This is a genomic window from Enterococcus sp. AZ141 (assembly GCF_051714385.1).
Classification (GTDB): domain Bacteria; phylum Bacillota; class Bacilli; order Lactobacillales; family Enterococcaceae; genus Enterococcus_D; species Enterococcus_D entomosocium.
On record NZ_JBIORT010000001.1, the window covers coordinates 1,050,633 to 1,064,387 of the forward strand.

Sequence of the window (13,755 nt, forward strand, 5' to 3'; positions counted from 1 at the left end):
CCCAAAAGTTCGATCAAAAGCGAACTTTTGGAGGTCGGTACACCCGTGCAAGGGGTTGTTTTTGCGTCTTCTTATGCTTGTGCAGCCCGCAAAACGAAGGAAAGCGGGTCGATGCCAAACAATTCTGTCAGCACCCGATTGGTTGTGGCAAAAACGTCTGCTTCACAACTCTTTTTCGGACAAGCAATCGTCTGTCCTTTGCTGGAAAACGTATCCTGGCGGCTGCCTTCTACAAAAATCACTTCTTGTGTTCCTTTGCGATAGATCAGCCCTTCGTCTTCTTCCAATAATAAGCGAGTTTGCCACTGATTGATTTGAGCGATGGGCATCACCAAGGAAGCAACATCCAAGTTTTCTAGCGAAAAACAACGACCATCTGGCAGCTGCAGCGTGAAGGTATTGAGTTCATAAGGCAAACAGGCATTGCACCCTCCTTCTGTGATGACTTGGCTCGTGAGAATTTCTGCATTCATTCTTTTTGACTCCTTTCATGATTCATTCATGTTTAGTTTATCACAAACCTATGGCGCACGGCGGAGCAATTATTCCGTCTTAAGTTGGATGTGTTTCTTTTTCTTTCTTGTTATGCTAGGGATAAGAAAAAAAGTCTAGGAGGAGTCACAATGAATACAGAAAGTTTATTAGGAAGAATCGTTACTGTCGTGGCAGTTTTAATCGCAGCATCCCTTGTTTTATCCGTTGTATTAGGCATTATTGGTGGGTTGATCGGATTGGTCTTCCGTTTCGGGATTCCTTTGCTGCTAGCCGTTTTGATCGTTCGCTGGTTAACATCGATTCGCCAAAAGCCAAGAAAATATTATCGTTAATTACAAGTAAATCAAAAACACCTGACTTTTGGAAAGTCAGGTGTTTTTTTATCGATCAGCCTAATGCGACATCTAGAACCATCATTAAGATAAAGCCTAACATGACGCCAAAGACCGCAAAATGGCGGCGACTCGTCAAGGTTTGCTGCGCTTCTGGAATCAATTCTTCCACCACCACATAAATCATAGCACCCGCTGCAAAAGCCAACGCATACGGCAAGACAGCGGACATACTCGTTACCAACAAAGCCCCGATCACACCCGCGATCGGTTCAACGATCCCAGATGCTTGCCCATACATAAAGGCTTTGGTTCGGCTTAACCCTTCTTGGCGCAAGGGGATCGAAACGGCTGCGCCTTCTGGAAAATTCTGGATCCCGATCCCGATCGCTACCGAAAGTGCTGCTAAGATCGCAGCTCGCGGATCATCAGCACTAGCCGCCGCCCCAAACGCTACCCCTACCGCCAAGCCTTCCGGGATATTATGTAGTGTGATGGAAAAAACCAGCAAGATCGTTCGCTTCAAATGACTAGGCAATCCTTCTGTTTCATGATTCGGACCAAAATGCATATGTGGGAGTGTCTTATCTGCTGCATAAAGAAACAAACCGCCCAAACCAAACCCGATACTGACCACCAGCCACGGAATGTCGCCATTTTCTTCGGCTCGTGCGATCGCAGGATCTAATAACGACCAGAAACTAGCGGCGATCATCACGCCAGAGGCAAACCCCAGCATTGTATTCAGGACATTTTTATTGATTTCTTTGAAGAAAAAGACTAGCGCTGCCCCAAGCGCCGTCATACCATACGTAAAGATCGTCCCCGCTAGCGCTTGCTGCCATGGCGACAATCCAACCAACCAATCCACCATTCGTCTGCTCCTTTGTCTAACTATTCTACCAATACTCTAGCATAGGAAGCCGTCAGGTTCTACTAGGAAGGCAGCAGCAGCCAAAATTTTTCTTTCACCAGCCCTAAGCCTTTCCCGATGAAATCCTCGGCTTTACTTGAAAGTTTCAACATTCATCGCTATAATGCTAGGAGACTCCATGTCAATTTATATAAAGTGAGGAAAAGAATTGATTACAGTAAGTGATGTAAGTTTGCATTTTTCAGACCGCAAACTGTTTGATGATGTTAATATTAAGTTTACGCCTGGTAATTGTTATGGTTTGATTGGTGCAAATGGTGCTGGTAAATCAACTTTTTTAAAAATTTTATCTGGTGAGATCCAACCTTCGACCGGGAACGTTTCTTTAGGTCCTGATGAACGGATGGCTGTCTTGAAACAGAACCACTATGATTACGAAGAGTTTCCAGTGATCGAAACGGTCATCATGGGCCATAAACGTCTCTACGAAGTGATGAAAGAAAAAGACGCGATCTACATGAAGGAAGACTTTTCTGATGAAGATGGGATTCGTGCCGCCGAACTAGAAGGCGAATTTGCGGAACTTGATGGTTGGGAAGCAGAGCCAGAAGCAGCCGTTCTTTTGCAAGGCCTGAACATTCCCGATGAATTGCATCATGTCTTGATGAAAGATCTAACTGCTGGTCAACGGGTAAAAGTCTTACTCGCACAAGCCCTTTTCGGTAAGCCAGACGTCTTGCTCCTAGATGAGCCTACCAACGGATTGGATATCCAATCTATCAACTGGTTAGAAGAATTTCTAATCAACTTTGACAACACTGTCATCGTTGTTTCCCATGACCGCCACTTCTTAAATAAAGTTTGTACCCATATGGCCGATCTAGACTTCGGCAAAATCAAATTGTTTGTCGGCAACTATGATTTCTGGTTGGAATCAAGCCAATTAGCGGCGAAATTACAATCCCAATCAAATGCCAAAAAAGAAGAGCAGATCAAAGAACTGCAAGACTTTATCGCACGCTTTAGTGCCAATGCATCAAAATCCAAACAAGCAACGTCTCGGAAAAAAATGTTGGATAAAATCACCCTTGATGATATTCAACCTTCGTCCCGCCGTTATCCGTTTGTTGGTTTTAAACCAGAACGTGAAATCGGGAATGACTTGCTGCAAGTCGACAATGTCAGTGTGACGATCGACGGCAAAAAGATTTTAGACAATATCTCTTTCACCTTGAATAAAGACGACAAAGTCGCTTTTGTTGCCAATAGCGATATCACCACCACGACGCTATTCAAAGTCATCATGGGGGAAATCACTCCTGATACAGGTAGTGTTCGTTGGGGCGTCACCACGCAGCATGCCTACTTGCCAAAAGATACGACCAGCGAATTCGATACGGATACCCCGATCGTTGATTGGCTGCGTCAATACGCAAGCAAAGAAGAAGACGACAATACCTTCTTGCGCAGCTTCCTAGGTCGCATGTTATTCTCTGGTGATGAAGTATTAAAACCCGTCAACGTTCTTTCCGGGGGCGAAAAAGTTCGCTGTATGTTGTCGAAAATGATGCTTTCAAAAGCCAACGTATTGGTGTTGGATGATCCAACCAATCACTTGGACTTAGAATCGATCACCGCATTAAACGATGGTTTGATGGCCTTCACCGGCTCATTGTTGTTTGCTTCTCATGACCACCAATTTATTCAAACCCTTGCGAACCGTATCATTGCGGTCTCTAGCAAAGGCGTGGTGGATCGTGCCGAAACGACCTACGATGAATTCTTAGAAAACAAAGATGTCCAAAAACGCGTAGCAGAAATGAATCAATAAGCTGCTTTTGAAAAAAAGAACGCTCCAGTTGCCCGCCACCAAGGCTGCAACTGGAGCGTTTCTTTTATTTTACCTAGGTGCTTCGGGTATTTTTGGCAGGTTACGCTTGTTCTAAACGGGCTTTGCCGAATGAAAACAGCGCCAAGCAGCCATAGCCGGTATGACTGGAGATCGTTGGACCTAATGGATAATGATGAATAATAATGTCAGGAACTTTTTCGGTCAAACGTTTGATGAGTTTCTCCGCTGCTTCGGCATCGCCAGCATTGGCAAAATAAACCGTATTGGTTTTTGATTCGTGAAGATTGGCGATGGTTTGATCCACGATTTTTTGGATCGCTTTGTTGCGTCCCCGCACTCGATCAACGCTACGTAATTTTCCCGCGGTATCGACGGTAATGATTGGTTTCACATTCAACAATCCACCGATCGCTGCGGCTGTTTTAGAGATTCTGCCGCCGCGTTCCAATTGTTTTAAATCATCGACGGTGACCCATGAATCTAAACGCAGTTTATTTTCTTCTACCCATTGGCTGACTTCCAGCAACGAACGCCCTTGGGCTTTTTGTTGGGCTGCTTCAGCCACTAAGAAGCCTTCGCCTAAACTAGCAGAGCGCGTATCGATCAAGGTGATCGCGACTTCTTTGTATTCTTCTTTTAGTAAGGCTACGGCTTGGACGGCACTTTGGAATGAGCCGCTCATTCCTGAAGAAAAACCTAAATAAAGGACCGGTGTGCCCGCTTCGACATATGGCCGAAAATATTCCATATAACGTCCGACATTGATTTGAGAAGTCGTCGGTTGCGCATGCTCTTTTAGTTTTCCTAAAAACCATTCCGTATCAAATTCTTTGCCCATATCATCGATATATTCTTTGCCATCTAATTCAATCAGCATTGGAATATAGGCGACATCTAGCTCCGCTAATCTTGCTGCTGGTAAATCACAGCAGGAATCTGTCATGATTTGAAACATGGTTTCACCCCTCTCGTTACCCCCTATTATAGCAAAAAAAGAACAAGACAGAAGAAATTCTCATCAAAAGCAGCCAAACTTGTCGTTGACCGCTTCTGACACAGAAGTTCTTTGTCTTGTTCTGATGCTTTCGCGTCAGGTTAAATTTGCGCCCAAACACTTTCTAAGATGTTGGTTTGGCTGCGGTCTGGCCCTACCGAGAAGGTCGAAATGCGGACACCGACTAATTCAGAGATGCGGTGAACGTAATTGCGTGCATTTTCTGGCAGATCTGCCAATGTTTTGCAGCCAGTAATGTCTTCAGACCAGCCAGGAAGTTCTTCGTAGACTGGTTTGCAGCGGTTCAACTCTTTCAAGCTTGCTGGATAATGATAGATCAATTCGCCGTCTAGTTCATAAGCGGTACAGATTTTCACGGTTTCTAAACCGCTCAAGACATCGATCGAGTTAAGGGATAGGTTCGTGATCCCTGAGACCCGTTTTGAATGGCGCATCACGACGGTATCAAACCAGCCCACACGACGAGGTCGTCCTGTCGTTGTCCCGTATTCACGACCGATCTTACGAATTTGTTCACCTGTTTCATCAAACAGTTCCGTTGGGAATGGACCATCTCCTACCCGAGAGGTGTAGGCTTTGCAGACACCAACGACTTTGTTGATTTTTGAAGGGCCCACACCACTACCGATGGTGACACCTCCAGCAACGGGGTTGGATGACGTTACGAAAGGATAGGTTCCTTGGTCGATATCCAGCATCACGCCTTGTGCCCCTTCAAATAAAACTCGTTTGCCTTCATCTAAGGCATCGTTAAGGATCACCGAAGTATCCGTCACATATTTTTTGATTTGTTGGCCATATTCGTAATACTCTTCAAAAATATCTTCAAAGGCGATTGGCTCTGCATCAAACATTTTCACGAATTGACGATTTTTTTCTTCTAAGTTGATACGCAGACGTTCTTCAAAAATTTCTTTGTCTAAAAGATCAGCGATCCGAATGCCGACTCTGGCTGCCTTATCCATATAGGCTGGTCCGATCCCTTTGATTGTCGTACCGATCTTGTTGTCACCTTTGGCATCTTCTTGCAGCTGATCCAAATGGATATGGTAAGGTAAAATAACATGTGCACGATCAGAGATCTTCAAGTTTTCTGTTATTATATTGTTTTCTTTCAAGTATGCTAATTCTTTAACTAATGATTTCGGGTTCACAACGACCCCGTTTCCAATGACACTGATTTTATCTGCATAAAAGATCCCTGAAGGAATCAAATGCAGTTTATAGGTCACACCGTCAAATTTAATCGTATGGCCGGCATTGTCTCCACCTTGATAACGTGCAATGACTTCCGCGTTTTCACTCAAAAAGTCCGTAATCTTTCCTTTCCCTTCATCGCCCCATTGTGTACCTACTACTACTACAGATGACATATAATGACCTCTTTCTTTAATTAGTGCATTCCTTAAGTATTGTAACAAGATTCGCAAGCTCTTTCAATCTAAAATCGAATAATCGTTTTAAATTCTCATTTTTCAGGGGTAAAAAACGAACTATTTTCTTTGGAATAATTATTTATACACGTAAAAACGAATAAAGTCGACACATAAAAAAAGCCCTACTACCATCAGCGCGATGCGGATGGTAGCAAGAGCTAGTGTTTCTCAGATAGCTAGTTGTCTTACCCGAACTCTTCTCGTGGCGAGACCGAGGAGAATTTATTGTATTCTTTGATGAATAGAAGTTCGACCGTCCCCCGGGCACCACTCCGGTTTTTCTCGATAATGACTTCGATCACATTGTTGTTTTGTTGTTCTTCTGGTTCATCGTCATCGTCGCCTTCACTGCGGTAGTAGTCATCCCGATACAAGAAAGCAACGATATCGGCATCCTGCTCGATCGACCCTGATTCCCGGATATCACTTAAAACAGGACGTTTGTCTTGTCGCTGTTCCACACCCCGAGAAAGCTGAGACAGTGCAATCACCGGCACTTTCAATTCCTTCGCCAGTTTCTTTAATTGGCGAGAGATCTCAGAGACTTCTTGTTGGCGGTTTTCGCGACCCGTTCCTTCAATCAACTGCAAATAGTCGATCAATATCAAGCCGAGATTGCCTTTTTCTTGCGCGAGTTTCCGACAACGTGCCCGAATCTCAGAGATCTTGATCCCGGGGGTATCATCGATATAGATATTGGCGTTAGAAAGACTGCCCATGGCAACGATCAAATTCCGCCACTCTTCTTCTGAGAGCTGCCCCGTCCGCAAGTGACTGGCCTCAATCGAGCCTTCCGCACAAAGCATCCGGTTAACCAATGATTCAGCCCCCATTTCCAGACTAAAGATCGCCACGGAACGATCGGTTTTCGTTCCGACATTTTGTGCGATATTCAAGGCAAATGCGGTTTTCCCTACCGCGGGGCGGGCAGCGAGAATAATCAGCTCTTCTTTTTGCAGCCCCGCCGTCATTTTGTCTAAAGCCGCATAACCCGTAGGTAATCCGGTGATTTCTTCATTGTTTTGCGCCAATTGATCGATCGTTTCGATCGTCCGATTCAAGACTTCCGCTATCGATTGGAAGCCATTACTGTTGCGCTTTTCGGATACTTCTAAAATACTTTTTTCTGCTTGATCAATGATCGACTGCACATCTTCATCTTGTTCAAAGCCTTTGGTTACGATACGGCTCGCTGTTTGGATTAGATTGCGCAGCGTGGCTTTGTCGTCAACGATCTTCGCATAATAAGCAATACTTGCTGCTGATGGTGAAGCTTGACTCAATTCAGTCAGATACGTCAGACCGCCAACATCTTCAAGACTGTTGCTTTTTTCAATTTCTGCTTTCAACGTGATCAAGTCGATCGATTCACTCCGGTCGTTCAACTGGATCATTGCTTGAAAAATTATTTGATGGCTGCGGCGATAAAAATCTTCTGGGGCGATTACTTCCATTGCATCGATGATCGCATCGGCATCTAAAAAGACTGCCCCTAGGACCGCTTGTTCCGCTTCAATATCTTGTGGGGGAACTTGATTTTGCCAAACTTCATTCATGCCATTCGCTCCTTCGTCCATTCATTCTACAAGATTCCCATCCAAAGTACAAGATTGCTTGGACGTTTGCCGAAAAAAACCCCAACATGTGACTGTTGGGAGTAATACTTATTCTTGAATGGTATGAACATTGATCGTTGCTGTTACTTGTGGGTGCAATTTTACAGGTACTTGCGTAAACCCTAATGCACGAATCGGCTGATCCAATTCGATTTTGCGTTTGTCGATTTTGATTTTGTATTGCTTGTTCAAAGCATCGGCAATTTGTTTTGATGGGATCGAACCGAACAAGCGGCCATCTTCCCCTGCTTTGGCATTGATCTTCACAACGGTTTCTTCCTTTTCAAGAAGTGCTTTTAACTCTTTCGCTTCTGCTAAGACTTCTGCGTCTTGTTTTTCTTTGGCTTTTTGTTTGCCTTTTAATTCTGCCATGCTTTCATTGTTGGCAGGTTTGGCTAAGTTGTTTTTGATCAGAAAGTTTTGTGCGTAGCCATTAGGGACTTCCTTGATATCGCCTTTTTTGCCTTTGCCTTTGACATCTTGTAAGAAAATAACTTTCATCTTGGTCACTCCTTGTTATTGTTCATTTTTCGTTAATTCCGCTCGCAGCTGGTTTTCTACATCACCAATGCTGCTGTTCTTTATTTGCGTGGCTGCGTTGGTAAAATGTCCGCCGCCGCCTAATGCCTCCATCAAGGTTTGTACATTGACTTTACCAGTGCTTCTAGCACTGATACCGATCAAATCTCCTGGCTGTTTCGTAATGACAAATGCGGCATGGATCCCATTGATCGATAGCAGAGTATCGGCCGCTTTTGCAACGGTGACACTATCGTACACCCGATCTTCATCCGCTGCAGCAATCACGATATCTTCTCGGAAATGCTGGCTGCGAGAAACCAGTTCACTGATCATCAAATAGGAATCGAGATCCGTACTCAACATGTATTGAACCAATGACGTATCTGCGCCTTGGTTTTTCAAATAGCCAGCAATATCAAAGGTCCGACCAGTGGTTCGCACCGTGAAGTTCTTCGTATCCACGTAGATTCCCGCTAATAAAGAAGTCGTAATAAATTTAGGGACTTGCGATCTGCGAGAAGCGCGATACTGGATCAATTCTGCTACCAGTTCCGATGCTGAAGACGCGGAAGATTCAATATACGTCAATAATGGCTTATCGGGAAACTCATCCCCGCGACGATGGTGATCGATCACTGCGATTTTGTCAAATTCATCATAGACCGCTTGCGAGATCGACATCGACGGCTTATGGTAATCTACCATCACTAAAACACTTTCTTCATTTGATAAATTGACTGCTTCTTCCCCAGTGATCACAAATCGTTCCAGCTCGGGGTATTTTTTCAATTCTTCCAATGCCCGCTGAATGTCGGCGGTGATCTCTTTCGGATTTAAAATGATGTAGCATTCTTTGTCGCTCATCATCGCCATGTAAGCCACCCCAAAAGCCGAACCTAAAGCATCCATGTCCGGGTAACGATGACCCATGATAAAAATCCGCTGGTTTTCAGCAAAAATCTTTCTCAACGCCGTACTCATGGCACGAGAACGAACACGCGTTCTCTTCGGCGTACCATCCGTATTACCGCCAAAGAATTGCGGTTTTGCTTCTTCTTTGGCTTCTTTTAAAACGACTTGATCGCCGCCACGAACTAACGCAATGTCGAGATTGTTTTGTGCCACTTCACCAATCTCTTCAAAAGACTCTTCCCCATAGGAGATTCCCATACTGATCGTTAATGCCAGATCATTTTTTTCCGCAACTTGCCGTACTCTAGTCAAAAATTGGAATTTTTCTTCCTTCATCCGCTCAATATCTGAATACTTCGCGACGAAAAGAAACCGCTCGGAATTGATTCGTTTGTAAAAAACATGATTCTCACTTGCCCAATCAGAAATCAGTGTCGTGATCAGCGAGTTCAAATAAGAAACTTGTTTGTCGTCTTTTTTCTCAATCAAATCATCGTAATTATCAATTGAAATCAACCCAATTGCTGCCATCTTTTTTACCCCTCAATGTATCATCCCATTTTTTTGAAGCTTTGTTCCTTATTTTACCACAAAACAATCAAATAGGCGATTGATGCAAAAAGTTCCACGTGAAACTTTTTTGGTGAGATAATCATGGGAAAATTTCTGTCACTCGTTATTTTATCTGTATATAAAATAACAAGTATTTCTTCAGTAGATAAAAAAATTGACAAGCTTCAAAAGAAACTTGTCAATGAAAATCATTCGATTTATTCTTCGCCTACGAATGGAAGTAATCCCATAATACGCGCACGTTTGATTGCAATGGTAAGTTTGCGTTGGTTTTTCGCACCAGTACCAGTTACACGACGTGGTAAAATTTTACCGCGTTCTGAAATGAAACGTTTTAGTAATTCAATATCTTTATAATCGATATGTTCAATATGGTTTGCAGCAATGTAGTCTACTTTACGACGTTTGCGTCCGCCTCTTCTTTGTTGTGCCATCCTATTTCCCTCCTATCAATTTCTTAGAATGGTAAATCATCGTCTGAAATGTCGATTGATGAGTTTCCGAATGGATCGGAGTTGTCTCGATCAAAATTAGGCATTCCTGATGGTTGAGAGGATTGAGTTTGATTTGAGTTATTGTTACCAAATCCAGAAGAACTATTTGAGTTATACGTATTGCTGCTGCCAGATCCGCTATCAGTTGTGCGTCTTTGCTCGGAAGCATTTCGCGATTCTAATAATTGGAAGTTGTCAGCAACGACTTCTGTTACATAAACACGTTGGCCTTGTTGGTTGTCGTATGAACGGGTTTGAATACGTCCAGTAACCCCTAATAAAGTTCCTTTGCGTGCATAGTTTGCTAATGTTTCCGCTGGTTTTCTCCAAATAACACAGTTGATGAAATCAGCTTCGCGCTCTCCACTTTGGTTGGTAAAATTGCGATTTACCGCCAAGGTAAAGGTTGCGACACCAGTGCCATTAGAAGTGTAACGTAAATCAGGATCTTTGGTTAGTCTTCCTACTAGTACAACATTATTAATCAAAGTTCATCATCTCCTCATCGCTTTTGTTTCATGTGAAACAATATTATGCTTCTTCTTTGACAATCATGTGACGGATAATGTCATCATTGATTTTCGCAAGACGGTCAAACTCGTTGATTGCACTTGCAGTTGTTGAAGAAGAAACTTTAACGATGTGATAGATACCCTCACGGAATCCATCCATTTCATACGCTAGACGGCGTTTTTGCCAATCTTTTGATTCGATAACTTCAGCGCCGTTATCAGTTAAGATTGAGTCAAAACGAGCGATCAATGCGGCTTTTGCTTCTTCATCAATGTTTGGACGAATGATATATAAGATCTCATATTTCGTGTTTTCCATTGATTTTTCACCTCCCTGTGGACTTTGGCCCCTAGTTTTCTAGGAGCAGAGAGAGTGGTCTAATTAGACTACTCACAAATAATTATTATACACTTTTTTCGTCCCTACTGCAAGCTATTTTTTTGCGTCCCTGCATCTACCCATCACTGCAAACAATCGCTTACACTGATAAATACGTCAGCTGCTGCCGATTTTTTGAAAAAGAGTAAAAAGACAGCAAGCTGCAGGTTCGCAGGTTGCTGTCTTCCTAGAAAATGTATTGCTTATTCTTGTGTATCCGTGGTGTCTTCCGTTGTTTCTTCCACAACTGGCACGTCTTGTCCCGCTGTTTCTTCGGCAGTCGTTAGTTCTTCTTCGACTTCCGGTTCAACCGTTGCCATCGTCACTACTTTGGCATTGTTTTCCATCTTCATCAAACGAACCCCTAAGGTTGCCCGACCAGTTTGGGAAACAGTCGCTACATTGAAACGAATCAAGACGCCTTTATTGGTGATCACCATGATGTCTTCCTCACCGCTGACCGTCGTCAAGCCGGCTAATGGACCGTTTTTCGCCGTAATGTTGGCTGTTTTGATCCCTTTTCCGCCACGACCTTTGATTGGGTATTCAGAGCCTTTGGTGCGTTTGCCATAGCCGTTCTCAGTGATGACCAAGACTTCACTGTCTTCTGTGATCACAGCGGCACCTACGACGTAGTCTCCATCTCTTAGACGAATGCCTCGCACACCAGCAGCTGTTCGGCCCATATCCCGAACAAGGGCTTCTTTGAAAGTCACAGAGTAGCCATCGTGGGTGCCGATGATCACGACATCTTCGCCATGGGTTTCGATCACGTTAACCAACTCATCATTTTCCCGAAGACCGATCGCAATCAGACCATTGGCACGGATATTTGAAAAGGCCGTCACTGAGGTCCGTTTGACCACACCTAGACGCGTCGTGAAGAACAAGTAGCGTCCTTCTTGAGGCCCACCAGAAGCCGAAATGATCGCTTCGATCCGTTCGCTAGAATCGATCCCTAGCAGATTGATCACAGGGATACCTTTGGCTGCCCGACCATACTCAGGAATTTCATAGCCTTTGGCTTTGTAAACTTTCCCTTTATTGGTGAAGAACAGTAATGTGTCGTGAGTCGAACAAGAAATCAACGTCTTCACGAAGTCTTCATCGTGGATCCCCATTCCTTGAACGCCACGTCCGCCGCGACGTTGTGCACGGAATTCAGACTTAGCTACTCGTTTGATGTATCCATTGTTCGTCAAAGTAATGACGATTTCTTCTTCTTCGATCAAGTCTTCATCTTCAAGACTTAAGACTTCCCCAACCAATAATTCAGTCCGGCGATCATCGCCAAAGCGTTGGCCTAATTCTTGCAACTCCGTTTGGATGATCTCTAGGACTCGTTGTGGATTTGCTAAAATGTCTGTCAAATCAGCGATAAATTCTAACAAACCTTGGTACTCGTTTTCGATCTTGTCGCGTTCCAAACCAGTCAAGCGACGCAAACGCATATCTAAAATTGCTTGCGCTTGGCGATCGGACAATTTGAAGCGCTCCATCATGCTATTTTTTGCTTCATCATCAGAATTTGATGCCCGGATCAAAGCAATGATCTCATCGATATGATCCAATGCGATCCGTAACCCTTCTAAGATGTGGGCACGGGCTTCTGCTTTGTTTTTATCAAACTGTGTCCGACGAGTCACCACTTCTTGTTGATGCTCGATGTAGTTTTCTAAAATTCGTTTCAAACTCAAAATCTTCGGCACGCCTTTTTCAATGGCTAACATATTAAAGCCAAAAGAAGATTGCAGTGCAGTCATTTTGTAGAGATTGTTTAAGATCACCGACGCACTGACGTCGCGACGAACGTCGATAACGATCCGCATGCCTTCACGAGACGATTCATCCCGCAGATCGGTGATTCCTTCGATCCGTTTGTCACGGTGCAGCTCAGAGATCCGCTCGATCAACTTCGCTTTATTGACCATATACGGCAATTCAGTCACTAAGATCCGTTCTTTACCGTTGGGCATTTCAGTCACTTCGACTTTTCCGCGAACAGTGATCGAACCTTTCCCTGTTTCATAGGCACGGCGAATACCGGATTTTCCCATGACGATCCCGCCGGTTGGGAAATCTGGTCCCGGCAGGACTTCCATCAATTCACTTGTCGTGACTTCTGGATTTTCCATCAATAGATCGATGGCTGCAATAACTTCATTCAAGTTATGAGGCGGGATATTGGTCGCCATCCCAACAGCGATCCCCGTCGTCCCGTTGACCAAAAGGTTCGGGAAGCGTGCTGGTAATACCGCTGGTTCTCGTTCTGTATCATCATAATTGCTTTGGAAATCAACAGTATCTTTGTTGATGTCCCGCAGCATCTCCATCGCCAGTTTGCTCATGCGGGCTTCGGTATACCGCATCGCAGCGGCACCGTCACCATCGACTGAGCCAAAGTTTCCGTGGCCATCGACTAACATGTAGCGATAGCTGAAGGGCTGTGCCATCCGCACCATTGATTCATAGATCGCACTATCACCATGGGGATGGTATTTCCCCATGACATCGCCGACGATCCGGGCTGATTTTTTATGGGGCTTGTCTGGTGTGACCCCTAATTCATTCATTCCATATAAAATTCGGCGGTGAACCGGCTTTAAGCCATCCCGCACATCTGGTAAAGCCCTAGCAACAATTACACTCATTGCATAATCGATAAAGGACTCGCGCATTTCACTGGTCAGATTGACGTCATGAATATTTTGTTTTGCTTCTTCACTCAAGCTGTTTCCTCCTC

Annotated in this window: 13 protein-coding genes; 2 read left to right on the forward strand and 11 right to left on the reverse strand. The window is 44.2% G+C overall.

Annotated features, from left to right (window positions below; translation table 11 throughout):
* Positions 1-71: 71 nt before the first annotated feature.
* Positions 72-473 (reverse strand): DUF4809 family protein, encoded by a 402-nt coding sequence (locus tag IGI89_RS04890; protein WP_438735388.1) that lies wholly within the window; start codon positions 471-473, stop codon positions 72-74.
* A gap of 150 nt (positions 474-623) precedes the next feature.
* Between IGI89_RS04890 and IGI89_RS04895 the strand changes: the two genes are divergently transcribed.
* Positions 624-827: a hypothetical protein gene (locus tag IGI89_RS04895; protein WP_010748476.1), complete on the forward strand. Its 204-nt coding sequence runs from the start codon at positions 624-626 to the stop codon at positions 825-827.
* A 55-nt stretch (positions 828-882) separates the two neighbouring features.
* Here IGI89_RS04895 and IGI89_RS04900 read toward each other — a convergent pair whose 3' ends face one another.
* Positions 883-1,701: a ZIP family metal transporter gene (locus IGI89_RS04900; protein WP_005232914.1), complete on the reverse strand. Its 819-nt coding sequence runs from the start codon at positions 1,699-1,701 to the stop codon at positions 883-885.
* 208 nt (positions 1,702-1,909) lie between these two features.
* Between IGI89_RS04900 and IGI89_RS04905 the strand changes: the two genes are divergently transcribed.
* Positions 1,910-3,532, forward strand: coding sequence for an ABC-F family ATP-binding cassette domain-containing protein (locus IGI89_RS04905; protein ID WP_005226380.1), 1,623 nt, complete (start codon positions 1,910-1,912; stop codon positions 3,530-3,532).
* 100 nt (positions 3,533-3,632) lie between these two features.
* Here IGI89_RS04905 and IGI89_RS04910 read toward each other — a convergent pair whose 3' ends face one another.
* From IGI89_RS04910 to gyrA, 9 genes are all read right to left on the reverse strand, one after another.
* Positions 3,633-4,508, reverse strand: a complete 876-nt coding sequence (locus IGI89_RS04910; protein WP_008376769.1) for a DegV family protein — start codon at positions 4,506-4,508, stop codon at positions 3,633-3,635.
* A 140-nt stretch (positions 4,509-4,648) separates the two neighbouring features.
* The gene (locus IGI89_RS04915) at positions 4,649-5,941 is read right to left on the reverse strand and encodes an adenylosuccinate synthase (protein WP_005232916.1); all 1,293 of its coding nucleotides are present in this window, start codon (positions 5,939-5,941) and stop codon (positions 4,649-4,651) included.
* A 248-nt stretch (positions 5,942-6,189) separates the two neighbouring features.
* Complete coding sequence (gene dnaB, locus IGI89_RS04920) at positions 6,190-7,560, reverse strand: replicative DNA helicase (RefSeq protein ID WP_005226374.1); 1,371 nt, start codon at positions 7,558-7,560, stop codon at positions 6,190-6,192.
* A gap of 108 nt (positions 7,561-7,668) precedes the next feature.
* Positions 7,669-8,121, reverse strand: a complete 453-nt coding sequence (gene rplI, locus IGI89_RS04925; protein ID WP_005226371.1) for a 50S ribosomal protein L9 — start codon at positions 8,119-8,121, stop codon at positions 7,669-7,671.
* A 15-nt stretch (positions 8,122-8,136) separates the two neighbouring features.
* Positions 8,137-9,585: a DHH family phosphoesterase gene (locus tag IGI89_RS04930; RefSeq protein WP_005232918.1), complete on the reverse strand. Its 1,449-nt coding sequence runs from the start codon at positions 9,583-9,585 to the stop codon at positions 8,137-8,139.
* A gap of 239 nt (positions 9,586-9,824) precedes the next feature.
* The gene (rpsR, locus tag IGI89_RS04935; protein ID WP_005226367.1) at positions 9,825-10,061 is read right to left on the reverse strand and encodes a 30S ribosomal protein S18; all 237 of its coding nucleotides are present in this window, start codon (positions 10,059-10,061) and stop codon (positions 9,825-9,827) included.
* Between the two features lie 23 nt (positions 10,062-10,084).
* Positions 10,085-10,609, reverse strand: coding sequence for a single-stranded DNA-binding protein (ssb, locus tag IGI89_RS04940; RefSeq protein WP_005232920.1), 525 nt, complete (start codon positions 10,607-10,609; stop codon positions 10,085-10,087).
* 43 nt (positions 10,610-10,652) lie between these two features.
* Positions 10,653-10,952 (reverse strand): 30S ribosomal protein S6, encoded by a 300-nt coding sequence (gene rpsF / locus IGI89_RS04945; protein WP_005226363.1) that lies wholly within the window; start codon positions 10,950-10,952, stop codon positions 10,653-10,655.
* A gap of 263 nt (positions 10,953-11,215) precedes the next feature.
* Positions 11,216-13,741 carry a DNA gyrase subunit A gene (gene gyrA / locus IGI89_RS04950; RefSeq protein WP_008376777.1) on the reverse strand — a complete coding sequence of 842 codons (2,526 nt, stop codon included), beginning with the start codon at positions 13,739-13,741 and terminating at the stop codon, positions 11,216-11,218.
* Positions 13,742-13,755: the final 14 nt, after the last annotated feature.

What these genes read in the sequence shown, in the direction of transcription:
- IGI89_RS04890 (WP_438735388.1), bottom strand. Translation starts at nt 473, where the DNA reads ATGAATGCAGAAATTCTCACGAGCCAAGTCATCACAGAAGGAGGGTGC.
- IGI89_RS04895 (WP_010748476.1), top strand. Translation starts at nt 624, where the DNA reads ATGAATACAGAAAGTTTATTAGGAAGAATCGTTACTGTCGTGGCAGTT.
- IGI89_RS04900 (WP_005232914.1), bottom strand. Translation starts at nt 1,701, where the DNA reads ATGGTGGATTGGTTGGTTGGATTGTCGCCATGGCAGCAAGCGCTAGCG.
- IGI89_RS04910 (WP_008376769.1), bottom strand. Translation starts at nt 4,508, where the DNA reads ATGTTTCAAATCATGACAGATTCCTGCTGTGATTTACCAGCAGCAAGA.
- IGI89_RS04915 (WP_005232916.1), bottom strand. Translation starts at nt 5,941, where the DNA reads ATGTCATCTGTAGTAGTAGTAGGTACACAATGGGGCGATGAAGGGAAA.
- dnaB (WP_005226374.1), bottom strand. Translation starts at nt 7,560, where the DNA reads ATGAATGAAGTTTGGCAAAATCAAGTTCCCCCACAAGATATTGAAGCG.
- rplI (WP_005226371.1), bottom strand. Translation starts at nt 8,121, where the DNA reads ATGAAAGTTATTTTCTTACAAGATGTCAAAGGCAAAGGCAAAAAAGGC.
- IGI89_RS04930 (WP_005232918.1), bottom strand. Translation starts at nt 9,585, where the DNA reads ATGGCAGCAATTGGGTTGATTTCAATTGATAATTACGATGATTTGATT.
- rpsR (WP_005226367.1), bottom strand. Translation starts at nt 10,061, where the DNA reads ATGGCACAACAAAGAAGAGGCGGACGCAAACGTCGTAAAGTAGACTAC.
- rpsF (WP_005226363.1), bottom strand. Translation starts at nt 10,952, where the DNA reads ATGGAAAACACGAAATATGAGATCTTATATATCATTCGTCCAAACATT.